The sequence below is a fragment of the Stenotrophomonas aracearum genome (assembly GCF_031834615.1).
GTDB classification, from domain to species: Bacteria; Pseudomonadota; Gammaproteobacteria; order Xanthomonadales; family Xanthomonadaceae; genus Stenotrophomonas; species Stenotrophomonas aracearum.
The window spans coordinates 4,193,711-4,218,599 of record NZ_CP115543.1; the positions used below are offsets into that span (position 1 = coordinate 4,193,711).

The following is a 24,889-nucleotide window of genomic DNA, read 5'->3' on the forward strand; positions in this document are numbered from 1 at the left end:
GTCGCGGCATCGCGCCGCGTGGGGTCACACCGCTATCGGGGGGCGCAGCAGGCTCTCGGGTGGCTGCGCCAGCAGCTGCGCGGTCAAGCCGGTCGGCACCGCATGTGCGGGCGCCGCCGGCAACGACCAGGCCGAGGCGGCCAGCGGCAGCACGCCGCCATGGCCATGGCACTGCCCGCAATGCACCAGCGCGTGCAGCAGGCGCGCGCCGTCGTCGTCATCGTCGTGGTTGGCGTCACTGTCGTCGTCCGCTGCACCGCTCGCCGGCGGTGCATGCGACGCCGCATGCGCCTGCCCGGTCACGTCGGCATGCGACAACGCGTGCAGGTCACCCAGGGCCGAGGCCAGCGCACCACCGGCCGTGCCAAGCAGCAGCACCACCAGCATCAGCAGGCGGAGCGGCAGCGACAGGTGGCGGCGCAGGCGGGGCATCATCGGCGCAGGGTAGCCGCGCCGATGTCCGTTACACAATCGCAGCGGCGGCGGCCGTTCATGCCGTGCGCGCCGTTGCGGGGGCATAGCGGGCCTGGTGCAGGTCGTGCTGGCGCAGGGCTTCACCCGCGCTGCATGGGCCCGGTGTCGACTTGCGCGCGCGGCCGTCGCAGGTCGGCACCTGCAGCAGGTAGTCGCACTGTACCGTGCCGTCACTGCGGCCCAGGCTGCCCGGTACGGTGCGTACCGGGTCGCAGCCGACCCGCACCCGGTGCGAGAAGGATGGGCTGATGTCCTCCACCCGCAGGCTTGGCACACCCAGGCGTTCACCCAACCCGATCGTGTCGTTGAAGTCACCGGCGTGCGCGTCGCCGACCAGCGCCACCCAGCGCTGCATGGGCGCAGTGCCGCGTTGCTGCCGCTGGTCGTGCGCGATGCGCTGGGCGGCGACGTGGTTCATGACCTTGATGCGCAGCTCCAGCGAATCCAACCCTGTCGCTCCCTGCGCACCCCCCAGGTGGTAGCTGGCCATCAGGTCCAGCGCGACGATGCGGATGCCCGCATCCGCCGCCGCCTGCACCAGGGCCCCGAAGGTGGCGCCGCTGGCCGCGTGGGTGTTGTGGCCCATGTCCTGCGCGGCCAGGAAGCGCCCCAGTGCAGGTGACGGGGTTCCGGTGCGATGCAGCTGCCTGAGGTCGTCGCCGTGGATGTCGTCCTGCAGGTGTTCCAGGTACAGCGTGGTCACGCCCAGCTTCCGGAGCGTGTCCATGTGGTCGATCAACAGGCGCTTGCTGCCTTGGGCAGCATGGTTTTCGCCGATCACCAGCCCGTTGGAGCACTGATAAAGCCGTTCCAGCAGTCTGGCGTGGCTGGAGGGCGGCGCGAGGTCGGGCCACGGGCGGCGCACGCCGAGCGCCTGCGCCGGGGCACCCAGCGCGGCATCCACCAGTTGCGCGCGCGTGGTGAAGAAGCTCTCGATCGCGCTGCGCTCGTCGCGGTCCTGCAACGGCATCGCGTACTGCGAGTCGAGCAGGCGGCGATACTTCTGCATCAACGGGACCAGCACCTGCACATGGCCGGACGGCACGGCGAAGCGCTGCAACGGGTCGGGCTTGGGCGGGCGTGGGGGTGCCGTGTCCGGCCGATGCGCCGTCGCGCCGGCGCCAGGCCGGTTATGTACTTCGAGCAGGCGCGGCGTCGCGGCGGGACGACGACGCGCCGCGCGCGGGGAGAGCGAAGAAATCAGACGGTACTTCAGTGCGGACAGGGCATCCAGCATGGTCGAGCTCCTTATGGGGGTCGACCAGCCTAGCCATCTGCCGGGCGCGCTCTGCGACGCGCTAAGCAGTTTCCGCATCGTGCCGGAAGGCCATGTGCCGATGCGTGCGCCAGCGCACATCGGTCATGGCCATTGCCGACATCAGGGGGCGCGGTTCGCGTCGATGTACGCGCGGATCTGTGCATCCAGCACCGGCAACGGCACCGAGCCCTGCTTGAGCACGGCGTCGTGGAAGGCCTTGACGTCGAAGCGTTCGCCCAGTGCCTTCTCCGCTTCACCACGCAGGCGCACGATCGCGATCTCCCCCAGCTTGTAGCTCAGCGCCTGGCCCGGCCAGGAGATGTAGCGGTCCACTTCGGTGGTGACTTCGTGTTCGCTCAGCGCGGTGTGGTCGCGCAGGTAGGCCAGCGCCTGCTCGCGGGTCCAGCCCTTGTGGTGCACGCCGGTGTCGATCACCAGGCGCGCGGCGCGCCACATTTCATAGGTCAGGCGACCGAAGTCCTCGTACGGGGTTTCGTAGATGCCCATTTCGATGCCGAGCCGTTCGCTGTACAGCCCCCAGCCCTCGCCATACGCGGAAATGTAGGCGTTGCGGCGGAACTCGGGCTGTTCGCCCTGCTCGGCGGCCAGCGCGCCCTGCAGCGCATGGCCCGGGTCGGACTCGTGCAGGGTCAGCGCCGGAAGGTTGTACAGCGGACGCGCCGGCAGGTTGTAGGTGTTCACCCAGTAGGTGCCCATGCCGCCACGGCCTGCGGTCCAGAACGGAGCGATGTCCGGCGGCACCGGGACGATGGTGAATCGCGCGCGCGGCAGGGTCATGTACTTGCCGATCACCCCGTCCACGCGCTTGGAGATCCATGCGGCGCGGTGCAGCAGCTCGTCCGGGGTCTTGGCGTAGAACTGCGGGTCGGTGCGCAGGAAGGTCAGGAACTCGGCGAAGCTGCCCTTGAACCCGACCTGCTTGATGACGTCGTTCATTTCCTTCTGGATGCGCGCCACTTCCTTCAGGCCGATCTCGTGGATCTGCTGCGGGGTGAGGTCGAGCGTGGTGTACTCGTGGATCTGCTGCTGGTAGTACGCCTTGCCGTCCGGCATCGCTTCGGCGGCCAGAGTGGTGCGCGCCTGCGGCACGTATTCGCTGACGAAGAAGGTGCGCAGCTTGGCGAACGCGGGCACCACGCTGCCGCTGATCGCCTGGCGGACCTGGGCCTGCAGTTCGGCCTGCTCGGCCGCCGGAATGCTGGCCGGCAGCTTCCTGAAAGGCGCGTATAGAGGCGACTGGGTCGGGTCCTTCAGCTCGGACACGGTGGCGATGGAGACCTCGCGGCCGTCGAGCACGGCCTGCGGCACGCTGAAACCGCGCTTGAGGCCGGCGCGCATGTTCTCCGTCTGCTGGTCGAAGTAACGCGGCACATCGTTGAGCTTGGCGATGTAGTTGCGGTAGTCCTTGGCGGTCTTCATCTCACGGCGCGCCATGAACGAGATGCCGGACCAGAACGAGGAGTCCGAATTGAACGGCATTTCGTACGCGCGCAGGCGCACGTCGGCGGCGAGGTTGTAGACCTGGTCGCGGTAGATGGCGTAGTTGACCTGGTTGGTCGGCGAGAGCGCCTTGGTGTCGAGCGTGTCGAGCTGGGCCAGCACGTCGTCCCAGACCACCAGGCGCGCCTGCTGCGCGGCCGCGCCCACGTCGGGCATGCGGGTGGCATTGGCCGGGCCGTCACTGTCTTCGCTGGCCTCACCGCCGCCGGTCTGGCGCCAGGCCCATTCCTTCTCGTAGATGGCCCGGAACGCGGCGTCGGCCGGGGATTCAGCGGCCAGGCTGGCCGGCGCGGCGGCCGTGGCCGGCGGTGCGGCCTGCACGGCGTGGGCAGGAAGGGCCAGGGCGAGCAGCAACGCGGCAACGAGCGGTGATTTCACGATCAGGGGTTCCCGGGGGACGGCAAACCCCGATCATGGCATCCCGGTCTGGCCCGCGCATGGACCGATTGTCATGCACGTCAATGCTCCGCGCGATCCCGCTTCCAGCCCCGGTGCTGGATATCCAGCTTCAGGCTGTACAACGCCGTGAACGCCGGGAACAGGTTCTGCAGCACGCCGACCGAGTCCTGCTTGGCCGAAAACAGGAAGTAGCTCAGCGTCATCAGGCTGCCGACCACGCTCATGTACCAGAACAGGCGCGGGATCACCGGCTTGCCGGCGCGGCGCGAGGCCACGAACTGGACCAGCCAGCGGCCGCCGAACATCAGCGCACCGGTGTAGCCGATCAGCTTCCAGCCGGTCACGTGCAGCCCGGTCCAGAACAGCCAGGTCAGCGGTTGGTCGAGCCAGTGCAGGGCCATCATCAACGCTCTTCCACGGCGGTGCGCCGGCTGCGCGTAATCAGCCAGGCCACCCCGCGCAGGTCGCGGATGCCCACCAGCGCGCGGCCCAGGTTGTTGTACTTGGACACCCCGGCGGTTCGGTGGCGGTGGTTGACCGGCACGCTCACGGTTTTCCAGCCGGCCCGCTGCATCAGCGCCGGCAGGTAGCGGTGCATGTGGTCGAAATACGGCAGGTCCAGGAAGGCTTCGCGCTCGAACAGCTTGATGCCGCAGCCGGTGTCGGGGGTGTCGTCGCGCAGCATGCGCGCACGGATCGCATTGGCCCACTTGCTGGCCCAGCGCTTGCTGCCGCTGTCCTGGCGGTTGACCCGCCAGCCGGCGAACAGCTTGACCTGTGCTTCGGCGGCGGCACGGGCGGCCAGCAGCCTGGGAATATCGGCCGGATCGTTCTGGCCGTCGCCGTCGAGGGTAGCGATCCACGGCGCGCGCGCCTGCTTGACGCCGTTGCGCACGGCCGTGCTCTGCCCGCTCTGGGTCACATGGTGCAGCACCCGCAGTTCCGGGTTGGCGGCCTTCAGCGATTCGAGCACAGCCAGGGTGTCGTCGCGCGAGTGGTCGTCGATGTAGACGATCTCGAAGGCGATGTGTCCGCGCAGCGCAGCGGTGATCTCGTCGATCAACGGCTGTACGTTGTCGCGCTCATTGAACACCGGGACGACGACCGACAACTGGGGGTGGCTCATGTTCGGGCTCTGCGAGGGGCAAGCGTGAAAAAGACCGCGCATTTTCCGCAATCAAGGTTATCCGAAGATGAACCTGAGGTTGTGAGTCAGGCGCGAACCCCGAAATAATCGCGGCACCAGGCCACCACCGGCGGCAACCCGCGCTCGATGGGCGTGGCCGGTTCATAGCCGAACGCGTCATGCGCACGGTGCGTGTCGGCCATGGTGCGGACCATGTCGCCGGGCTGCATCGGCTTGTACACCTTGTGCGCCGGGCGTCCTGCGGCATCCTCGATGATCCCGATGAAACGCTCGAGCTCGATCGGGGTGTGGTTGCCCAGGTTGAACACGCGGTGCGGCACGTCGTCACTGGACGGATGCGCCAGCGCGCCGAGGATACCGGCCACGATGTCGGAAACATGTGTGAAGTCGCGCTGCATGCGGCCTTCGTTGAACACCTCGATCGGGCGTCCGGCCAGTACTGCGCGCGAGAACAGCAGCGGCGCCATGTCCGGGCGGCCCCACGGGCCGTACACGGTGAAGAAGCGCAGGCCGGTGGCATGCAGGCCGTACAGCTGCGCGTAGGTGTAGGCCATGAGCTCGTTGGCGGCCTTGGTCGCGGCGTACAGCGAGCGCGGCTTGTCGATGCGCTGGTCTTCGGAGAACGGCGGGGTGGCCGAATCGCCGTACACCGAGCTGCTGGAGGCATACACCAGGTGGTCCACGCCGCGATGGCGGCACAGCTCCAGCATGTTGACGAACCCGGTGAGGTTGCTGTCGACGTAGGCGTGCGGGTTCTGCAGCGAGTAGCGCACCCCGGCCTGCGCGGCCAGGTGGATCACGCGGGTGGGCTGCACCTCATCGAACAGCGCGGCCAGGCCGTCGCGGTCGGTGAGGTCGAGCACGCGGATGTCGGCATCCGGGCACAGCGCGGCCACGCGGTCGCGCTTGATCTGCGGATCGTAGTAGTCGTTGTAGTTGTCCAGCCCGACCACCCGCTGCCCGGCATCGAGCAGGGCACGCACGGTGTAGGCGCCGATGAAACCCGCCGCGCCGGTGACAAGGACGGTCATGGGCTCAGTCCTTGCGGACGCGCAGCTTTTCGAGCACGCCGTCCAGGGTGTCCAGGTCGGTGTAGTGGATGATCAGCTTGCCCTTGCCGCCACGGCCATGGTTGATCGCCACGCGCGCGCCCAGCGATTCGGAGAGTTCGGTTTCCAGCGAGGCGATATCGGCCTGCGGCGCGCTGGCACTGGGCTTTTTGCGCAGGTTGGCAGGCACCTTGCCGGCCGCGAACTGCTGCGCGCGGTGTTCGACCTCACGCACCGACCAGCCCTGGTCGGCCGCTTCCTGGGCCAGCTTGCTGGCCAGTTCCGGGGCCAGGGTCAGCAGCGCGCGGGCATGGCCCATTTCCAGGCGACGGGTTCCCAGCAGCAGGCGGATCGCCACCGGCAGTTCCAGCAGGCGCAGCAGGTTGGACACCGAGGCGCGCGAGCGGCCCACGGCCTGGGCGGCTTCGGCATGGGTCAGCGCGAATTCGCTGATCAGCCGCTGCAGCGCTTCGGCTTCTTCCAGCGGGTTGAGGTCTTCGCGCTGGATGTTCTCGATCAGCGCCATCGCGATGACGGTGCGGTCTTCCAGCTCGCGCACCACCACCGGCACTTCGTCCAGGCCGGCCAGCTGCGAAGCGCGCCAGCGACGTTCGCCGGCCACGATCTCGAAGCTGTCCGGGCCGAGCTGGCGGACCAGGATCGGCTGGATCACGCCCTGCGCCTTGATCGACTCGGCGAGCTCGGCGAGCTTGGTTTCGTCCATCTCGCGACGCGGCTGGTACTTGCCCGGCTGCAGGTGCTGGACCGGCAGCCTGCGCAGCACTTCACCCGGCAGCGGTTCGACCACCGCCGCCGCCTGCACCTGTGTCACCGCGCCCTTGGGCCCCAGCAGCGCATCGAGGCCACGGCCGAGGCCGCGTTTCTTGCCGGGGGCGGGCTTGCTGCTCATCAGGCGGTCTCCATGGCCTTGCCGGCCGTGTTGCGTTGGTGGTGGCGGCGGATGATCTCGCCGGCCAGGCCGAGGTAGGCCACGCCGCCGCGCGAGGCGCGGTCGTAGCCGACAATGCTCTGCCCGTGGCTGGGCGCCTCGGCCAGGCGCACGTTGCGCGGCACGATGGTGCGGAACACGCGGTCGCCGAAATGCTCGGTCAGTTCAGCCGACACGGCATTGGCCAGGTTGTTGCGCACGTCGAACATGGTGCGCAGCACGCCCTCGATCTCCAGGCTGGGATTGAGGTTGGCGCGCAGCGCGTCGATGGTTTCCACCAGCGCGCTCAGGCCTTCCAGTGCGTAGTACTCGCACTGCATCGGCACGATCACCGAATCGGCGGCGGCCAGGGCGTTGAGGGTCAGCAGCGACAGCGCCGGCGGGCAGTCGATCAGGATGAAGTCGTACTCCTCCTGGATCGGTGCCAGCGCGCGCTTGAGGCGCTGTTCGCGCTCGCCCTGGTCCATCAGCTGGATCTCGGCGGCGGTCAGGTCGATGTTGCCCGGCAGCAGGTCGAAGCCTTCCGGGGTGGTCACCCGGATCTCCGACGCGGTGCTCTCGCCGAGCAGCAGGTCGCAGGTGGAGGCAGCCACTTCGCGCTTGTCCACGCCGCTGCCCATGGTCGCATTGCCCTGGGAATCGAGGTCGACCAGCAGCACGCGCTTGGGTGCAGCAGCCAGGGCGGCGGCCAGATTGACGGCCGTCGTGGTCTTGCCGACGCCACCTTTCTGGTTGGCGATGGCGATGATGCGAGCCATGCGGGTGAGCCTCATCGGCAGGGAGTGGGACTGGGCATTATGCGGTCAGCGGCCGTGTCATGCACTGTGAGATGCGCGCCGGGGCCCTTCATGGCCCGGCCACCACGACCAGGTGACGCTCGCCGGTGAGGCCGGGAACCTTGAGCGGCAGCACTTGTTCGACCTGCCAGCCGGCCGGCAGCTGGGCGATCTCGTCGTGCGGGTACACGCCCTTCATCGCCAGCAGGCGCCCGCCCGGGCGCAGCAGGTGGCCGCCGACCGCAATGATCCCGGCCAGGGTGTCCATCGCGCGCGCGGTCAGGTTGTCATACGCGGCCGGCTCGTCCAGCGCTTCGGCGCGCGACTCGGCCACGCGGGCGTTGCCCAGGCCCAGCTGGCGCACCGCTTCGCGCATGAAGCGCGCCTTCTTGCCGTTGCTTTCGACCAGGGTCACCTGCAGCTGCGGGCGGGCGATGGCCAGCGGGATGCCCGGCAGCCCCGGGCCGGTGCCGAGGTCGGCCAGCGTGCCCTGCTCCAGGTACGGCTGCATCGCCAGCGAATCGAGCAGGTGGCGGGTGACCATCTCCAGCGGATCGCGGATCGCGGTCAGGTTGTAGGTCTTGTTCCAGCGGTTGAGCAGGGTCAGGTAGGTCAGCAGCGGCGGCGCCAGGGCGGCGTCCAGGCCCATGGCGGCCAGGCCTTTTTCAAGCTCGGCAGCCACGTTGGAAGGAAGAGTGTGCTCGGTCATGCGCCCATTATCGCAGGGTGGCGCCGGTCGTACTGCGCGGATTCGGCGCGATCAGAGCGCGTGCCAGGCCAGCGCGGCGCGGAAATCATCCGCTGCCTGCCATTCGTGCAGGTGCCAGCGCGCGGCCGGGCCCAGTTCGGGGTCGGCCCAGGCCAGGTGCAGGGCGCCGTCCGGTCCCGGGGCCAGGTGCAGGCGATGCAGGCCGAACGAGATGCCCTGTCCCTGCGCCTTGAGGATGGCTTCCTTGGCGCACCAGACCCGGAAGAACCAATGGTTGCGGGCGGTGTCGTCCAGGCCAAGCAGCCAGGCCACTTCGGAAGAGTGGAAGAAGCGCTCGATGATCTCGGCCATGCGCGGGCGGGGCCGCAGCGGTTCCAGGTCCACCCCCAGCCGCACGCCCTCGCCCAGCCCGACCAGCAGCAGGCCGTGGCTGTGGCTCCAGCCGGTGCCCATGTGCGCCAGCGGGCCATGCAGTTCGGGCCGGCCGCGCGGGTCGCGCTGCAGCGGCAGGGTCTCCGGGCTGCCGCCGAGCTGCTCGGCCAGCAGCACCCGGGCCTGCGGCTCGCCGCGGGTGCCGGGCACATGCGGCAGCCGCCAGACCGTGACCGGGCCGAACCGCCAGGGGCCGTCCAGGGTGGCCGGCAGGCTCATGCCAAGCCCCCGCCAAGCCCACTGCACGGGGACTTCACGGGGGTTGCCTTCAACTGGCGCCGCTTCATCCACTCAGAGGGAGTCACCAACATGGGCATCATCATCTGGTTGATCGTCGGTGGCATCGTGGGCTGGCTGGCCAGCATCATCATGCGTCGCGACGCGCAGCAGGGCATCATCCTGAACATCGTGGTCGGCATCGTGGGTGCGTTGATTGCAGGGTTCCTGTTCGGCGGCAACATCAACGACGGCATTTCGCTGTGGTCGTTCCTGTACTCGCTGATCGGCGCGGTGATCCTGCTTGCCATCGTGAACCTGTTTACGCGCAAGCGCATCCGGTAAACAACGCCGGTGGACAAGGGAAAGGCCCGGCACCCGCCGGGCCTTTTCTTTTTCAGCCCAGCTGCACCCACGCCGGGGCATGGTCGCTCGGCCGGTCCCAGGTGCGCGGTTCGCGATCGATACCCGAGGCCAGTGCGCGTGCCTTGAGCGCGTCGGAGACCAGGGTCAGGTCGATGCGCAGGCCCAGGTTGCGGCGGAAACCGGCGGCGCGGTAGTCCCACCAGCTGAACACGCCTTCTTCTTCGCTGTGCAGGCGGAACGCGTCGTGCAGGCCCAGCTGCAGCAGCTTGTTGAGCGCGCCGCGTTCGGCGGTGGAAGTGAGGATGTGGTTCTCGTTCCAGACCAGCGGGTCGTGGGTGTCGCGCCCTTCCGGGGCGATGTTGAAGTCGCCCATCACCACCAGCTCCGGGTACTTCGCCAGTTCGGCGGCGACCCAGGCGTGCACCGCTTCAAGCCAGCGCAGCTTGTACTCATACTTGTCGGTGCCCACGTCCTGGCCGTTGACCACGTACAGGTTGATGATGCGCACGCCGTTGACGGTGCCGGCGATGACGCGCTTCTGCTCGTCCTCGAAGCCGGGAATGCCGATCTGCACGTCCTGGGCCGGTTCGCGCGAGAGCAGCGCGACGCCGTTGTAGGTCTTCTGCCCGGCGAAAACGCTGCGGTAGCCGAGCCCGGCCAGCACCGCGTCGGGGAACTTGTGGTCCTCCATCTTGGTTTCCTGGATCCCGACCACGTCCGGCGCGAACGCCGTGAGCCATTGTTCCAGGTGCGGCAGGCGCACGTTGAGGGAGTTGACGTTCCAGGAGGCGATTTTCATGGGGGCATTCTACCCGGGGGTGGGGGATGGATGCCCGCGGACCGTAGTGCCGGCCGCCGGCCGGCTCCGCATGGTGCCGGCATCGGGAGGAGCCGGCCGGCGGCCGGCACTACGTCGGTACGTACATTCATCACCGTACGAGCGCCCTCAACAACCCCGCGATCTTTGAATATGGCGGTTTCAACAGATCACTCGCCGCCCAGCGTGCTTGCCACAGGATCGGCAGCTGCTTGCTCATCGCATCGAACCCGGCCCGCCCGTGGTACGCGCCCATGCCGCTGGGACCCACCCCGCCGAACGGCAGGCCGTTGATCGCGAAATGCAGCAGGGTGTCGTTGACGGTGACGCCACCGGCCACCACCTGGCCGAGCACCTGCTCCACCGCCTCGCGATGATCGCTGAACACGTACAACGCCAGCGGGCGGTCGCGGGCCTGCACGTCGGCTACCGCTGCGGCCAGGTCCGGGTACGCGCACACCGGCAGGATCGGGCCGAAGATTTCCTCCTGCATCAGGTCCAGGTCCGCCGGCGGGTCGAGCACGATGGTCGGCACGATCAGCCGTTCGCGGCGCGCGCGCTCGGGGTCGACAGTGGCCAGTTCGATCACCGGCACGCCGCGTTCGCGGGCCTGGGCCAGGTAGCCGAGCAGGCGCTGGTACTGGCCCTCGTGGATGATGCGGGTGTAGTCGCTGGCGTCGCTGAAATCGCCGTAGCGCTCCCGCACCCGGGTCTGCAGCTGCTGCACCAGCTCGCGCTGGCGGCGGCCGTCGATCAGCACGTAATCCGGCGCGATGCAGGTCTGCCCGGCGTTGAACCACTTGCCGGTGGCGAGGCGCGCGGCGGCCTTGTCCAGCGGGTAGTCGCTGCAGACGATGGCCGGCGACTTGCCGCCCAGCTCCAGGGTGAGCGGAGTCAGGTGCCGGGCGGCGGCGGCCATGACCTTGCGGCCCACAGCGGTGGAGCCGGTGAACACCAGATGGTCCAGCGGTGAGCCGGACAGCGCAGCGGCGAGTTCGCCGTCGCCCTGCACCACCGCCACGCGGTCGGCCGGAAATACCGATGCGAGCAGGTCCTGCAGGAACGCGCTGGTGCGCGGGGTGTGTTCGGACGGCTTGAGGATGACGTGGTTGCCCGCGGCAATCGCGGTGGCCAGCGGAATCAGCGCCAGGTTCACCGGGTAGTTCCACGGCGAGATCACCCCGACCACGCCCAGCGGCACCGGCCGGGTCTGCGCGTGCGCCGGCCAGAACCGCCAGCCCACCCCGACCCGGCGCGGCCGCATCCAGCCCCGCAGGTGGCCGAGCAGGTGGTCGATCTCGTTGAGCACGGTCATGCCGTCTGCGATCAGCGATTCGTGGGTGGAACGGTGCCCGAAGTCGGCGGCGATGGCCTCGGCCATTTCGGGCAGGCGCGATTTCAGTGCGGCGCGCAGGCGTTGCAGGTCGTTGCGGCGTTGCTCCAGCGAAGGGCGGTGGGCCTGCCAGGCAGTGCGCAGCGTGTGCAGGATGCTTGGCAGCGCGGTGGGGGCAATGTGGGTGGGATCCATGGCTGGAATATAGCAATGGTTCCGTAACGAAAAGGGGCCGTGGCAAACGCCACGGCCCCTCGGTCCATCAATGCCCATGGAACTTATTTGGTGATATCCACACCCTTGGTTTCGCGCAGGAACAACCCGCCCACCACAACCGTCATCAGCGCGATGATGATCGGGTACCACAGGCCGTAATACAGGTTGCCGGTACCGGCCACCAGCGCGAACGAGATCGCCGGCAGGAAGCCACCGAACCAGCCGTTGCCGATGTGGTACGGCAGCGACATCGAGGTGTAGCGGATGCGGGTCGGGAACAGCTCGACCAGGTAGGCCGCGATCGGGCCATAGACCATGGTGACGTACAGCACCAGCAGCCACAGCATGAACACCGTGCCGGCGATGTTGATGCGGGCGTTGTCGGCCTTCGCCGGATAACCCGCCGCGGTCAATGCACCCTTCAACTCACTACCGAACGCATCACCCTTGGCCTTGAGCTCGTCCTTGGTCAGCCCGGCCGCTTCGAACGAGGTCACCTGGGTGTTGCCCACGCTCACCATCGCCAGCGAACCGGCGGCGGCAGGCTGCACGTCATACGGCACGCCGGCCTTGGTCAGCGCGGCAGTGGCCACGTCGCAGGAGCTGGTGAACTTGCGCAGGCCGACCGGATCGAACTGGAACGAGCAGGTGTTCGGGTCGGCGATGACCAGCGCCGGCGAACCGCTGCGGGCTTCTTCGATGCCCGGGTTGGCGAAGTGGGTCAGGCCCTTGAAGATCGGGATGTAGGTCACCGCCGCCAGCAGGCAGCCGGCCAGGATGATCTTCTTGCGGCCGATACGGTCCGACAGCCAGCCGAAGAAGATGAAGAACGGCGTGCCCAGGGCCAGCGCCGCGGCGATCAGCAGGTAGGAGGTGGTGGCGTCGACCTTGAGCATGCTGCTCAGGAAGAACAGCGCGTAGAACTGGCCGCCGTACCACACCACGGCCTGGCCGGCCGCGGCACCGAGCAGCACCAGCAGCATCAGCTTGAGGTTGCCGCCCTTCAGGCTGTCGCGGAACGGGGTCTTGGAGCCCTTGCCTTCGGCCTTCATCTGCTGGAACAGGGGCGACTCGCTCAGCTGCAGGCGGATCCACACCGAAATGCCCAGCAGGATGATCGAGACCAGGAACGGGATGCGCCAGCCCCAGGCTTCAAAGGCTTCGTTGCCCAGGAAGTAACGGCAGGCCAGGATGATCAGCAGCGACATGAACAGGCCGAGCGTGGCGGTGCACTGGATGAAGCTGGTGTACAGGCCACGCTTGTCTTCCGGTGCATGTTCGGCCACGTAGGTGGCCGCGCCACCGTACTCGCCGCCCATCGCCAGGCCCTGGGCCAGGCGCAGCACGATCAGGATCACCGGGGCGGCGAAGCCGATCGAGGCGTAGTTGGGCAGCACGCCGACCAGGAAGGTCGAGATGCCCATGATCAGGATCGTGACCAGGAAGGTGTACTTGCGGCCGATGCGGTCGCCGAGGCTGCCGAAGAAGGCCGCGCCGAACGGGCGCACGAAGAAGCCGGCGGCGAAGGCCAGCAGGGCGAAGATCATGCCCGTGGTTTCGTTGACCCCGCTGAAGAACTGCTTGGCGATGATCGCCGCCAGCGAGCCGTACAGGAAGAAGTCATACCATTCGAAAACGGTACCCAGGCTGGACGCGAAGATGACCTTCTTGTGGCCCTTGGTGAGCTCTGCCTTTGCAGGCAATGGTGTGGTGGACATGGGACGCTTCCCCTCCGAAGCAATCGTGGATGTCGCCGGCCCGTGGACCGGCGTTCGTTGTGTTTAGAAGCTGTATTTCGTGGTGAACTGCACGCGGTTGATGTCGCCCTTGCGACCGTCTTCGATCTCGCGCACGCCGTACATGTACTCCGCACCGATATCGACCTTGGGCATCGGTGTGTAGAAGATGTTGCCGCGGATGCTCTGCACGCTCTTGGTGACCAGGGGGCCGAGCACGCTGTCGTTGTCGTAATCGCTGCGCGCATAGATCAGGTTGGTGCGCAGCTTCGGGGTGAAGGCGTGGCGCCAGCCGACATAGCCGGCCAGCACCCCGGTCGGGTTGAGTTCGTCGCGGGCCACGTCGTAGGCCGTGTCGGCGGTGACGCCCAGGCCCACGTAGCGGGCAATGCCTTCGCCGCCGCTGATCTGGTAATGCAGGGTGTCGCTGTCAGCCATCACCCACTTGCCGCCCAGGGTCAGGCCGCCGCCGATCTTGTCGGCGTCGGCGCCGGTGGCCTGGTTGTCCACCTTCAGCTGACGCACGATGCCGCCCACGCCGAAGGTGCCCCAGTCGCCCTTCCAGCCGTAACGCAGGGTCAGGTCCGGCAGGGAGCCGCGGTCGCTGTTGCTGGCGGCATTGGTCCACGCCCCGGTGACCGGGTTGCGGGTACCGGTGAGCACGGTGGTTTCCGGGTTTTCCAGCGCGACGCTGAAGCCGCCCTGGGTGTAGCGCACCTGCGTCTGGCGGACGAACAGCACGCCGTCGGTGGGACCGACGAAGTCGGCCGCTTCCGGCAGCGAGGCCGCGTCCATGAAGTTCGACCAGGTCTGGCCGGCCAGCCAGTTGTTCCAGTACATGTAGGCATGGCGCAGGGTGACGCCGTAGGTATTGGTGGCGGTCTGGTTGCCCAGCGAGTTGCCGAAGAAGTCCATCTCGAAGAACGCACCGGACTTGTTGCCCTTGTCCGAGACGTTGTCGATGCCCAGGTTGAAGCGCGAGAACTTGGCGTGGGCGTTGAAGTCCACGTCCGACTTCTCGCCGCTGCCGCCGGCACCGGCCACCGGGGTCTGGCCCGGCAGGTACAGCGCACGACCGGTGGCGTCGTCGGCGAGCTGGCCGTCGCCGGTCTGGGTGAGCAGGAAGTCGGCCTTGATGAAGCCGCCGATCTTGACCGTGGTGCCCGGCGCGGCGCCCGGGGTGATGGTGGTGACCTGGATCGGCTGCTTGCCGGCCGGCACGGTGGCCACGGCGGGCTGCTGTGCCTGCACGGCCTTCACTGCCGTGACGTCGGTCTGGGCCTGGCTGATCTGGCCCTGTTGCTGCTGGGTGGTGGACAGCAGCAGCTGCACCTGGCGTTCCAGTTCGGCGACGCGGGCTTCCAGCTGCTTCTCTTTGGCGGTCTCGGCAAACGCCATGCCAGGGGCCACCAGCGCGACCAGCAAACAGGTCGCCAGCGGCTTGCGCATGGTCTTCAACATACGGGTGCTCATGTTGCCCTCTCTCCCGGGTGGCAAGGTGATCGCCGCGTGTGGGGTCACGGTCGAGCCGAGCGTGCGGCCGGCTGACGCACCCCGGCTATTGGCAATTGGTAGTAGGTATGGACATATCCCCGGGTCCGTTCGACCAAGGTCTAACCGTGCCGATACCGCGCGACCGGGTGGATGCGGCACACTGAGCGGGAACAATCGCGGGTTATGCTGCGATCGCACAACCCAGTCCTAGTGCAAGTGAGGGTGCCATGGCCGATCTTTACCCCGTCAACGCGGACGTTGCCGCCAAGGCGCGCATTGACAAGAACACTTACCAGCAGCTCTACCGCGACTCGGTGGAGAACCCCGACGCGTTCTGGGGCAAGGCCGCCGAGCGGCTGGACTGGTTCAAGAAGCCTTCCACGATCCGCAACGTCAGCTACCAGCTCGACGATTTCCGGATCAAGTGGTTCGAAGACGGCGAACTCAACGCCAGCGTCAACTGCCTGGACCGCCAGCTGGACAAGCGCGGCGACAAGGTGGCGCTGCTGTTCGAGCCGGACAGCCCGGACGCACCGGCGCAGGGCGTGACCTACCGCGAGCTGTACGAGCGCACCTGCCGCCTCGGCAACGCGCTGCGCGCGCTGGGCGTCAAGAAGGGCGACCGGGTCACCATCTACCTGCCGATGATCGTCGACGCTGCAGTGGCCATGCTGGCCTGCGCACGGATCGGCGCGATCCACTCGGTGGTGTTCGGCGGTTTCGCCCCGAACTCGATTGCCGACCGCGTGATCGACTGCGGCAGCAAGCTGATCATCACCGCCGACGAAGGCCTGCGCGGCGGCCGGAAAATTCCGCTGAAGGCCAATGTGGACGCCGCACTGAAGCTGCCCGGCACCACCACGGTGGAAACCGTGCTGGTGGTGCGCCACACCGGCGGTGCGGTGGACATGCAGGCCCCGCGCGACCGCTGGTTCCACGATGTGGTGGACCCGCAGCCGGCGCAGTGCGAGCCCGAGCGCATGAACGCCGAAGACCCGCTGTTCATCCTGTACACCTCCGGCTCGACCGGCAAGCCCAAGGGCGTGCTGCACACCACCGGCGGTTACCTGCTGTATGCGGCCTACACCCATGAAGCGGTGTTCGACCTGCGCGAGGACGACATTTACTGGTGCACCGCCGACGTCGGCTGGGTCACCGGGCACAGCTACATCGTGTACGGGCCGCTGGCCAACGGTGCCACCTCGCTGATGTTCGAAGGCGTGCCGAACTACCCGGACACCTCGCGCTTCTGGCAGGTGATCGACAAGCACCAGGTCAGCATCTTCTACACCGCACCGACCGCGATCCGCGCGTTGATGCGCGAAGGCGACGCGCCGGTGAAGCGCACCTCGCGTGCCTCGCTGCGCCTGCTCGGCAGCGTCGGCGAGCCGATCAATCCGGAAGCCTGGCGCTGGTACTACGACGTGGTTGGCGATGGCCGCTGCCCGATCGTGGACACCTGGTGGCAGACCGAAACCGGCGGCATCCTGATTTCGCCGCTGCCCGGCGCCACCGACCTCAAGCCCGGTTCGGCCACCCTGCCCTTCTTCGGCGTGCAGCCGGCGCTGGTCAATGCCGATGGCGAGATCAAGGACGGCGCGACCGAAGGCAACCTGATCATCCGCGACTCGTGGCCGGGCCAGATGCGCACCGTCTACGGTGACCACCAGCGTTTCATCGACACCTACTTCCGCACCTACCCGGGCGCGTACTTCACCGGGGATGGCTGCCGTCGCGATGAAGATGGCTACTACTGGATCACCGGCCGCGTCGACGATGTGATCAACGTGTCCGGCCACCGCATCGGCACCGCCGAAGTGGAAAGCGCGCTGGTTTCGCACCCGAAGGTGGCCGAGGCGGCCGTGGTCGGCTTCCCGCACGACATCAAGGGCCAGGGCATCTACGCCTACGTGACCCTGGTGGCCGAAGAGACGCCGAGCGACGAGCTGCAGAAGGAGCTGATTGCGTGGGTGCGCAAGGAGATCGGTCCGATCGCCTCGCCCGACCACCTGCAGTGGGCGCCGGGCCTGCCCAAGACGCGCTCGGGCAAGATCATGCGCCGCATCCTGCGCAAGATCGCCGAGAACGCGCCGGACCAGCTCGGCGATACCTCGACCCTGGCCGATCCGTCCGTGGTCGCCTCGCTGGTTGAAGAACGCAAGGTCAAGTAGTTGGAGTTCGCATCCCCCATGCCTACCCTGCTGATCGCCGACGACCACCCGCTGTTCCGCGAAGCCCTGCGCGGTGCGGTGCAGCGGGTGATGCCGGGCGTGCAGCTGTTCGAAGCCGACAGCGTGGAAGCGCTGTACCAGCTGGCCGAACAGCATGCCGACGCCGACCTGGTGCTGATGGACCTCAACATGCCCGGCGCGCAGGGCTTCAACGCGCTGGTGCACATGCGGGCGCTGCATCCGCAGTTGCCGGTGGTGGTGGTGTCCGCGCGCGAGGAGCCAACGGTGATGCGGCGGGCGCTGGACCACGGTGCGTTCGGCTTCATTCCGAAGTCTGCCGACTCGGACACGATCGGCCATGCGCTGGGCGCGATCCTGGACGGCGAGACCTGGGCCCCGCCGGAGGCGCACAACGTGCCGCAGACCGGGCGCGAGGAGCGTGAGGTCGGGCAGCGCTTGCGCGAGCTCACCCCGCAGCAGTTCCGGGTGCTGCAGATGCTGGGCGCGGGGCGCTTGAACAAGCAGATCGCGTACGACCTCAATGTGTCCGAGGCGACGATCAAGGCGCATGTGACCGCGATCCTGCGCAAGCTGGGCGTGACCAACCGCACCCAGGCGGTGCTGATGGCGGGGAAGCTGACGCTCGATGATGAGCCGTTGGTGTTGCCGCCTGAGGAAGATTGATTCGGGATATGCGTGGAGCCGGCCGGCGGCCGGCACTACCGGTTGCCGGGCAGAGCCCGGCACTACGCCGGTAGAGCGGGGCTCTGCCCCGCTGCCGTTCGCGCGGTCCATGGCCGCCGTTATAGCCACAGCTATAAAATCCAGCACTCCCTGCGCAATTCGCCCATTCCGGGGTAATCCGCGTTCGCGGTGCTAAGCTTCGCGTCCCCTTGGGGAGTAGCCGGTTTCCCGCTGAAGGAAACGCCCGCATCAACATACTCGGCCAGTGCGCCGTGGTGCGGGCAGCCATCATGGTTGGCGAGACCAGCGGTCCGCGTGCGCAACGACAGGTTGGGCGCGAACGCGGGCCGTTGCCCGTCTTTGCCCGACCTGCTCGTGTCCCTGATGTCTCCCATTTCGATGTTGTTGATTGGCTTTGCCATGTCCACCGATGCCTTCGCGGCGGCGGTCGGCAAAGGTGCGGCCATGCGGAAGCCGCGCTTTCCCGATGCCCTGCGCGCGGGCCTGATCTTTGGCGTGATCGAGGCGATCACCCCGGTGATCGGCTGGCTGCTGGGCCGTGCCGCGTCCTCCTACGTGGAAGCGTTCGACCACTGGATTGCCTTCGTGCTGCTCGGCGCGCTGGGTGTGCACATGATCATCAACGGCGTGAAGCCGGATGCGGAAGAAGCCGACGAGGACGGGGACAAGCACCGCGGGTTCTGGCACCTGGCCGTGACCGGTTTCGCCACCAGCATCGACGCGATGGCGGTGGGCGTGGGCCTGGCCTTCCTGGACGTGCATATCGGCGTGATGGCGGCGGTGATCGGCCTGTGCACGCTGGTGATGGTGACCACCGGCATCATGCTGGGCCGCGTGCTGGGCAGCATGATCGGCAAGCGTGCGGAGATCGCCGGTGGCGTGATTTTGATCCTGGTCGGCAGTGCGATTCTGTATGAGCACCTTAGTGGCGCCGTGGGTTGACGAGGTTGCCGGCCAGCGGCCGGCACTACAGCACCCGGGCGCTCCGACCATCGCCACGGTCCCCGGACACTGTAGTGCCCGCCGCTGGCGGGCAACCCCTACGACCTCGGCCGGTGGTAATCAACGATGTCGACAAGCTCGTAACCGTGAGGCGTCTTCAGGTGCAGCAGGCGCCAGGCGTTTCGCCCCGGACTTTGCCGGCCCTCCCAATGAATGTCGTCGGCTTGATACAGCACGCCCTGGTAGCGCACCGTGTGACCACAGGGCCGGTTCGCTGCCAGATCCTCTTCGATCCGGTTCAATTCGCGCCAGGTGCGGCTGTCCGGCGCCACGCCCGCAAGTTTCTCGCGCAGCAACGCGCTGCGGAATACGTTTTCCCGAACAGTGGCCGACGCCACCAGGTCGGGCACCGGTGGGCGGGCTTCCCCTGAAGCAACGCGGCGCCGTGTATGCCGCCGGTTGGTCACGCTGACCAGCGCACTCGGCTCCAGCGTCTCCAGCGTTTCACCGGGCGACGCATGCACCGAGTGCACACGCATTTCCCCCTCGCATTCCTCGGTGGAGAACGCGCGGGCATTGCGCAGCGCGGTGTTGGCCAGGTCCACGCGCAGGTAGGGGCAATGCAGCTGGCGCAGTACGGTGCCGGCCGGCACGCCGTCCTGGTTCAGCCCGTCCGCGATGGTCCCCCGTTGCTCATTGCTGCCCGCTACCAGATAACAGGCGCTGGAACTGAGCTTGCTAAGCAGCATGATCGTGGGGTAGCGGAGGTGGGTCAGGTAGAAGTGACGGATGACGCCGCGCATCAGGGGATTCGGCGGCATGCCACGGCTGCTGCAGTAGCTGTCGAACTGGCGGGTCATCCGGTTGACGTCGCCTTCGATCTCCCCGGCCAGCACCTTGAGCGCATCCAGGTCGTTCACGCTGGTACCGCGATCGCGCAGCGCCTGTCGGACAGCCGGGTAGTCGACCAGCGCCAGCTCATGCTCCTGCAGCGGCGTCAGGGTTCTGTCCGGGTCCAGGAAGCGCTGCACATTGGTCCAGCCGATACCCATCCATCCGCCGATGAGTGCATCGGGAACCACATTGCTGCAGCCGCGAAAGGCCAGCGAGAAGGCCGCGCCGACCGCAGCGCCCACGAGGGACCCCAGCGGGATCGCGCCGTGCGAATGCAGCGGCGTCGCAAGAATGGAGCGCAATGAGGGAATCGGCACGAAGGCTCCGCAGCGTGAAGGTGGGCCGAGCAGCATAGACAGCAGGACAGCGCGGCAGCGCCGCGCCTGTCGGTTTCATCCCTTCAGGGTGGAGTGCGCCGCCAGGTACGCGCGCAGCGAGGCCGGCTTGATCGGCTTGGTCAGCAGGCGGTAGCCGCGGTCGCGCGCCATGCGCTTGAGCTCGTCGCGGCCATCGGCGGTGAGCAGGGCCCCGGGAATGTCGCGCCCGGCCTGCGCGCGCAGCGCCACCAGCGTGTCCAGCCCGTCCAGCCGGTCGTGCAGGTGGTAGTCCACCAGCATCACGTCCGGCTGCGCCATCACCTCCTCCAGCGCCTGGTCCACGGTGCTGGCAGTAATCACCTCTACCTGCCAGCGGCCGAGCAGCGCACGCATGCCGTCGAGGATTTCCTGGTCGTTGTCCACGCACAGCACGCGCATGCCGGCCAGCGAGTCGGTGCGCGTGCTGTGTTCGGGCACGGCGGCGGGCGCGTCGCTCGGCGGCAGCTCAGGCACCGCCGCGCGCGGCAGCAGGATCGAGAACATGCTGCCGCTGCCGACCTGGCTGCGTGCATTGAGGCGGTGGTCGAGCAGGCGCGAGATGCGCTGGCAGATCGACAGGCCCAGGCCCAGCCCCTGCTCGCCCCAGTCGAATGGCTGCTGGTAGCGGTGGAACTCGTTGAAGATCTGCTGCATGTGGTGCTCGGGAATGCCCGGGCCGGTGTCCCACACCTGCAGTTCGATCTCCTCGCCACGGTGGCGCACCGCCAGCACGATGCGGCCCTGGCGGGTGTAGCGCAGCGCATTGGCCAGGAAGTTCTGCAGCACGCGGCGCAGCAGGCGGCGGTCGCTGCGCACCCAGGCCGGGCGCGCGAACAGATCCAGGCGCAGGCCGCGCCCGGCCGCCACCGGCGAGTACTGCGCGGCCAGCTCGCGCATCAGCAGGCTCACGTCGAAGTCGCCGATCACCGGGTGCAGGCCGCCGGCATCCAGACGAGACACATCCAGCAGCCCGTCCAGCAGTTCCTCGGCAGCGCGCAACGAGGCATCCACGCGCTCGGCCAGATGCCGCTGCTCGTCATTGTTGTGGTGGCTGTCGCGCAGCGCCGACGCAAACAGCCGCGCCGCGTTGAGCGGCTGCAGCACGTCGTGGCTGATCGCGGCCAGGAAGCGGGTCTTGGACTGCTGCGCCACCTCGGCTTCGTGCGAGCGCTCGGCCACGCGCTGCTCCAGCGTTTCGTTCGCTTCCAACAGCGCGTTTTCGGCGTGCTTGTAGTCGGTGATGTCGTTGTAGCTGGTCACGTAGCCGCCACCGGGCAGCGCCTGGCCGCGCATCTCGATCACGCGGCCGTCGCTGCGGGTGCGTTCGAAAATGTGCGGCGAGCCGGCGCGCATGTAGCCGATGCGGCGGTTGATCTGCACGTCGATCTCGCCCTCGCCCAGCTCGCCGCGCTCGGCGTTGTAGCGGATCAGGTCGGCCACCGGGCGGCCCACGTAGAGCATGCCGTCGGGGTAGCCGAACATCTGCTGGTAGCGGCGGTTCCAGGCGGTCAGGCGCATGTCCGGGTCGACCACGCTGACCCCCGCGCTGATGTTCTCCAGCGTGGTGGAGAGGATTTCGCGGTTGAAGCGCAGCTCCTGCCCGGCTTCGTCGAGCACCGCCACCACTTCGCCCAGGTCCATGCCCGAGCCGCGCAGCAGGCTGGTCAGCAGCAGCCGCGCCGAGGCCGCGCCGATCGAAGCGGCGAGCAGGCGCTCGGTGAACTGCACCCAGGCACGGTCGGCGGCGGCCGAGGCCTGCAGCTCGCGGCCCAGCGACTGCGCCTGTTCGAAGAACGAGCGCCGCGCATGGCGGTCACCGACCACGCGCGCGGCCAGCGCCAGCAGGTCGCCCACGTGCACGTGGCCGGGCCAGTCGCCGGCCACCGACGGGCGCTGTGCGTAAGGGTCCAGGAACGGCGCGGCACGCAGGCGCTCGTCCACGCCCGGGCGCCAGCGCACCGAGACCAGCAGCATCGCTGCGGCGTTGATCAGCAGCGACCAGAACGTGCCGTGGGTAAGCGGGTCCCAGCCGGTCATGCCGAACAGGCCCTGCGGCTGCAGCCAGCTGATGCCGAACGGCCCGTCGAGCAGCCAGCTGCCGTCGGTCCAGCCGGCATGGGTCAACGCCGGCAGCAGCAGCGTATAGATCCAGGTGCCGAAGCCGAGCAGGATGCCGGCTTCCACGCCGCGGCGGCTGGCACCGCGCCAGTACAGGCCGCCGATCAATCCGGGCGCGAACTGCGCCACCGCCGCGAACGCCATCAGCCCATACGAGGCCAGCGTGCTGTCGTTGCTGCTTCCGCGGTAGTAGCTGTAGGCCGCCATCGCCAGCAGCAGGATCGCCAGGCGCCGGATCCACAGCACCCGCGACGCCATGTCCGCCGCTTCCTGGTGGTCGCCACTGCGGCGCAGCAGCACCGGCATCACCAGGTCGTTGCTGACCATGGTGGCCAGTGCGATGGAGGCGACGATGACCATGCCGGTCGCGGCCGAGAACCCACCCACGTACGCGACCAGGGCCAGGAATTTGCGGCCTTCGGCCAGCGGCAGGGCCAGCACCATGCTGTCGTCGGCAATGCTGCCGCCGGTGCCAAACAGGGTCACGCCGGCGGTGGCGATCGGAATCACCATCGCCGAGATCACCACCAGGTAGCCGCCGAACATCCAGCGCGCGCGGCGCACATCGCGCACGTCGCCGCATTCCACCACCGCCACGTGGAACTGGCGCGGCAGGCAGACGATGGCCAGGAAGCTGAGCAGGGTCTGCGAGATGAAGCCCACCGGCGGCAGCCCGGTGAACAGCGTATGCGCGCTGCGCACCACGGTTTCGCCGCGGTCGGCCAGCCACAGGTAGGCGAACAGGCCCAGCGCCACCATCGCGATCAGCTTGATCATCGACTCCAGCGCGATCGCCAGCATCATGCCGTGGTGGTGCTCGGTGGCATCCACCTGGCGGGTGCCGAACAGGGTGGCGAACAATGCCATCAGCAGCGCCACGTACAGCGCCGGGTCGCTGAAGTAGCCGGTTGGCCCGACATTGCCGGTCAGCACCTGCAGGCTCATCGCCACCGCTTTGTACTGCAGCGCCAGGTACGGAATGATGCCGATCAGCGCGATCACCGCAACCAACGCGGCCAGCCGCCGCGAGCGGCCGAAGCGCGAGGAAATGAAGTCCGCGATGGAGACCACGTTCTGGCTGCGCGCGATCAGCGCCAGGCGCTCGATGATGCGCCAGCCGAACAGCAGCAGCAGCAGCGGCCCCAAGTAGATCGGCAGGTAGCCGATGCCGTTGCGCACCGCCGTGCCGACCGCGCCGTAGAAGGTCCACGACGAGCAGTACACCGCCAGCGCCAGACTGTAGACCACCGGGCGCAGCCACGGGCGGTCGGGGTACATCGGGCGCCGGTCGCCCCACCAGGCCACGCCGAACAGCAGCGCGGCATAGGCCACCGACACCAGCAGCAGGATCCAGCTAGAAACCACGGGCACGTTTCCCCAAGCGCATGCGGCAGTGTAGCCGCTGGATCGGGCCGCCTGCGGTCATGCTCAGGCCGCCAGCGGCGCCAACGGGCGCGAGGGCAGGTGCAGCTCGATCCGGGTGCCGGCGCCGGGGCGGCTGTGCACCTGCACCGAGCCGCCGGCGGCGGCCACCAGGCTGGCAGTGACCGACAGGCCCAGGCCGGTGCCCTGCCCGACCGGCTTGGTGGTGAAGAACGGTTCCAGGCAGCGCGCGCGCACGCTTTCGCTCATGCCCTGGCCGGTGTCCTGCAGCTGCAGCACCAGCGCGCCGTCGGGCTGCGGCGGTTGCAGGCGCAGGCTGAAGCGGCCGCCGTCGGGCATCGCCTGGTTGGCGTTGACCGCCAGGCTGAGCAGGATCGACTCCAGCTGGGCCGGGTCGAAATGGATCAGCCGCTGCACGCCACCGGTGTCCACCTCGCAGTGCACGCGCTCGTCGAACACCTGCTGCACCACCGGCGCCATCGCGGTGAGCGTGGCCGCCGCGTCCAGCAGCTGCGGGCGGCCGGGTTCGAGCCGGCTGAAGTCGAGCAGCCGGCGGCTGACCGCGCTGGCCCGCCGGGTCGCCGAATCGGCGCCCTGCAGCGCGTCCTGCAGGGCTGCGCCTTCGCTGCGCCGGGCCTTGGCCACATAGCCCAGCACCAGCGCCAGCAGGTGGTTGAAGTCGTGCGCGATGCCGCTGGCCAGGCGCCCCACGTTGTCCATCTTCATCGCGTGCACCAGCTGGTCGCGCGAGCGCTCGCGCGCCTGCATCTCCACCTGCAGCTCATCGCGCTTGCGGGCCAGCTCCTGGCTGCGCTGGCGGGCCTCGTGCAGGCTTTCGCGGAGGCCGGTCACGCTGTGGTGGAGCAGCCAGGCGGTCATCACCGCGCCGAACGCGGACACGGCCAGGTCGGTGGCCGCCTGCAGCACCCGGTCCGGGCGGAACAGCGCGCCGGCCGCGTCGATCCATCCGCCCAGCGTCATCAGCGCGCACAGCCAGGCGGTGGCCCAGGCCAGCGGCCGCCGGCCCAGCACCGCGGCGACCAGCAGTACCGGTACCAGCTGCACCATCTGCACCCGCAACTGCGCGGCCCAGTAGCCATAGGCCAGCACCAGCAGCAGCGCTTCGCCGACCAGGAAGGTCGCGGCGGCATGCAGGCTGCGCCCGTTGCGGTGTTCGAGCAGGCACAGCACGCAGAGCAGTGTATGCGCGGCCGCCATCGACGGCACCATCAGATCCAGGCCGCTGCCCAGCCGCAGCGCGATCCACGCCGCCAGCAGCGGGTGGTACAGCGCCACCAGCAGCAGCAGGCTGCGCAGCATGGCGTCGGTGCGCCGGCCCAGCCCGTGCGGGCGGTCGGTGCTGTCGGCGCGGGTGCGGGGCGTCGGCTCGGGCATGCGGGGCGGGTCGGCGGGCGGCGCCGGCACGCG

21 protein-coding genes and 1 riboswitch are annotated in these 24,889 nt (G+C 68.3%); of the genes, 4 read left to right on the top strand and 17 right to left on the bottom strand.

Features of this window, described 5'->3' with window-relative positions; all coding sequences use genetic code 11:
* Nucleotides 1-24: 24 nt before the first annotated feature.
* From PDM28_RS18770 to PDM28_RS18815, 10 genes are all read right to left on the bottom strand, one after another.
* Nucleotides 25-432 carry a CopL family metal-binding regulatory protein gene (locus PDM28_RS18770; RefSeq protein WP_311183215.1) on the bottom strand — a complete coding sequence of 136 codons (408 nt, stop codon included), beginning with the start codon at nucleotides 430-432 and terminating at the stop codon, nucleotides 25-27.
* A 58-nt stretch (nucleotides 433-490) separates the two neighbouring features.
* A complete protein-coding gene (locus PDM28_RS18775; RefSeq protein ID WP_311183216.1) occupies nucleotides 491-1,711 on the bottom strand; it encodes a membrane-targeted effector domain-containing toxin in 1,221 nt (406 codons plus the stop codon).
* 141 nt (nucleotides 1,712-1,852) lie between these two features.
* Nucleotides 1,853-3,631 (bottom strand): DUF885 domain-containing protein, encoded by a 1,779-nt coding sequence (locus tag PDM28_RS18780; RefSeq protein ID WP_311183217.1) that lies wholly within the window; start codon nucleotides 3,629-3,631, stop codon nucleotides 1,853-1,855.
* Nucleotides 3,632-3,711: 80 nt separating this feature from the next.
* Nucleotides 3,712-4,053, bottom strand: a complete 342-nt coding sequence (locus PDM28_RS18785; RefSeq protein WP_070209275.1) for a lipid-A-disaccharide synthase N-terminal domain-containing protein — start codon at nucleotides 4,051-4,053, stop codon at nucleotides 3,712-3,714.
* Nucleotides 4,054-4,055: 2 nt separating this feature from the next.
* On the bottom strand, nucleotides 4,056-4,778 hold the full coding sequence (locus tag PDM28_RS18790) for a glycosyltransferase family 2 protein (protein WP_311183218.1): 723 nt from the start codon (nucleotides 4,776-4,778) through the stop codon (nucleotides 4,056-4,058).
* Between the two features lie 86 nt (nucleotides 4,779-4,864).
* Nucleotides 4,865-5,830 carry an SDR family NAD(P)-dependent oxidoreductase gene (locus PDM28_RS18795; protein ID WP_311183220.1) on the bottom strand — a complete coding sequence of 322 codons (966 nt, stop codon included), beginning with the start codon at nucleotides 5,828-5,830 and terminating at the stop codon, nucleotides 4,865-4,867.
* Nucleotides 5,831-5,834: 4 nt separating this feature from the next.
* Nucleotides 5,835-6,758, bottom strand: coding sequence for a ParB/RepB/Spo0J family partition protein (locus PDM28_RS18800; protein WP_311183221.1), 924 nt, complete (start codon nucleotides 6,756-6,758; stop codon nucleotides 5,835-5,837).
* Complete coding sequence (locus PDM28_RS18805) at nucleotides 6,758-7,555, bottom strand: ParA family protein (RefSeq protein ID WP_311183223.1); 798 nt, start codon at nucleotides 7,553-7,555, stop codon at nucleotides 6,758-6,760. Before PDM28_RS18805 ends, PDM28_RS18800 begins: the two co-directional genes overlap by 1 nt.
* 88 nt (nucleotides 7,556-7,643) lie before the next feature.
* Nucleotides 7,644-8,282, bottom strand: a complete 639-nt coding sequence (gene rsmG / locus PDM28_RS18810; protein ID WP_102946185.1) for a 16S rRNA (guanine(527)-N(7))-methyltransferase RsmG — start codon at nucleotides 8,280-8,282, stop codon at nucleotides 7,644-7,646.
* Between the two features lie 51 nt (nucleotides 8,283-8,333).
* Nucleotides 8,334-8,933, bottom strand: coding sequence for a 4'-phosphopantetheinyl transferase family protein (locus tag PDM28_RS18815; RefSeq protein ID WP_311183224.1), 600 nt, complete (start codon nucleotides 8,931-8,933; stop codon nucleotides 8,334-8,336).
* Nucleotides 8,934-9,023: 90 nt separating this feature from the next.
* On the opposite strand from PDM28_RS18815, the gene PDM28_RS18820 reads away from it, so the two are divergent.
* Nucleotides 9,024-9,275 (top strand): GlsB/YeaQ/YmgE family stress response membrane protein, encoded by a 252-nt coding sequence (locus PDM28_RS18820; protein WP_102946183.1) that lies wholly within the window; start codon nucleotides 9,024-9,026, stop codon nucleotides 9,273-9,275.
* Nucleotides 9,276-9,327: 52 nt separating this feature from the next.
* Here the strand turns inward: PDM28_RS18820 and xth are convergent, their stop codons facing one another.
* The 4 genes from xth to PDM28_RS18840 form a co-directional block, all read right to left on the bottom strand.
* Entirely contained in the window at nucleotides 9,328-10,095 is a 768-nt protein-coding gene (gene xth, locus PDM28_RS18825) for an exodeoxyribonuclease III (RefSeq protein ID WP_311183225.1), read from the bottom strand.
* A gap of 130 nt (nucleotides 10,096-10,225) precedes the next feature.
* Entirely contained in the window at nucleotides 10,226-11,641 is a 1,416-nt protein-coding gene (locus PDM28_RS18830) for a coniferyl aldehyde dehydrogenase (protein ID WP_311183226.1), read from the bottom strand.
* Between the two features lie 83 nt (nucleotides 11,642-11,724).
* A complete protein-coding gene (locus PDM28_RS18835; protein WP_311183227.1) occupies nucleotides 11,725-13,380 on the bottom strand; it encodes an MFS transporter in 1,656 nt (551 codons plus the stop codon).
* A 63-nt stretch (nucleotides 13,381-13,443) separates the two neighbouring features.
* On the bottom strand, nucleotides 13,444-14,871 hold the full coding sequence (locus PDM28_RS18840; RefSeq protein ID WP_311183228.1) for a DcaP family trimeric outer membrane transporter: 1,428 nt from the start codon (nucleotides 14,869-14,871) through the stop codon (nucleotides 13,444-13,446).
* Nucleotides 14,872-15,119: 248 nt separating this feature from the next.
* Here PDM28_RS18840 and acs point away from each other — a divergent pair, with 248 nt between their 5' ends.
* The 3 genes from acs to PDM28_RS18855 all read left to right on the top strand — a co-directional run bounded on the left by acs (nucleotide 15,120) and on the right by PDM28_RS18855 (nucleotide 18,710).
* A complete protein-coding gene (gene acs, locus PDM28_RS18845) occupies nucleotides 15,120-17,063 on the top strand; it encodes an acetate--CoA ligase (protein WP_311183229.1) in 1,944 nt (647 codons plus the stop codon).
* 18 nt (nucleotides 17,064-17,081) lie between these two features.
* Nucleotides 17,082-17,747: a response regulator transcription factor gene (locus PDM28_RS18850; protein WP_102946177.1), complete on the top strand. Its 666-nt coding sequence runs from the start codon at nucleotides 17,082-17,084 to the stop codon at nucleotides 17,745-17,747.
* Nucleotides 17,748-17,952: 205 nt separating this feature from the next.
* Nucleotides 17,953-18,043, top strand: a riboswitch (yybP-ykoY riboswitch).
* Nucleotides 18,044-18,131: 88 nt separating this feature from the next.
* Nucleotides 18,132-18,710, top strand: a complete 579-nt coding sequence (locus tag PDM28_RS18855; protein WP_311183230.1) for a manganese efflux pump MntP — start codon at nucleotides 18,132-18,134, stop codon at nucleotides 18,708-18,710.
* Between the two features lie 98 nt (nucleotides 18,711-18,808).
* Here the strand turns inward: PDM28_RS18855 and PDM28_RS18860 are convergent, their stop codons facing one another.
* From PDM28_RS18860 to PDM28_RS18870, 3 genes are all read right to left on the bottom strand, one after another.
* Nucleotides 18,809-19,921 (bottom strand): hypothetical protein, encoded by a 1,113-nt coding sequence (locus PDM28_RS18860; RefSeq protein ID WP_311183232.1) that lies wholly within the window; start codon nucleotides 19,919-19,921, stop codon nucleotides 18,809-18,811.
* 75 nt (nucleotides 19,922-19,996) lie between these two features.
* Nucleotides 19,997-23,443: a hybrid sensor histidine kinase/response regulator gene (locus PDM28_RS18865; protein WP_311184735.1), complete on the bottom strand. Its 3,447-nt coding sequence runs from the start codon at nucleotides 23,441-23,443 to the stop codon at nucleotides 19,997-19,999.
* Nucleotides 23,444-23,506: 63 nt separating this feature from the next.
* Nucleotides 23,507-24,856, bottom strand: a complete 1,350-nt coding sequence (locus tag PDM28_RS18870; protein ID WP_311183233.1) for a sensor histidine kinase — start codon at nucleotides 24,854-24,856, stop codon at nucleotides 23,507-23,509.
* Between the last annotated feature and the right edge of the window lie 33 nt (nucleotides 24,857-24,889).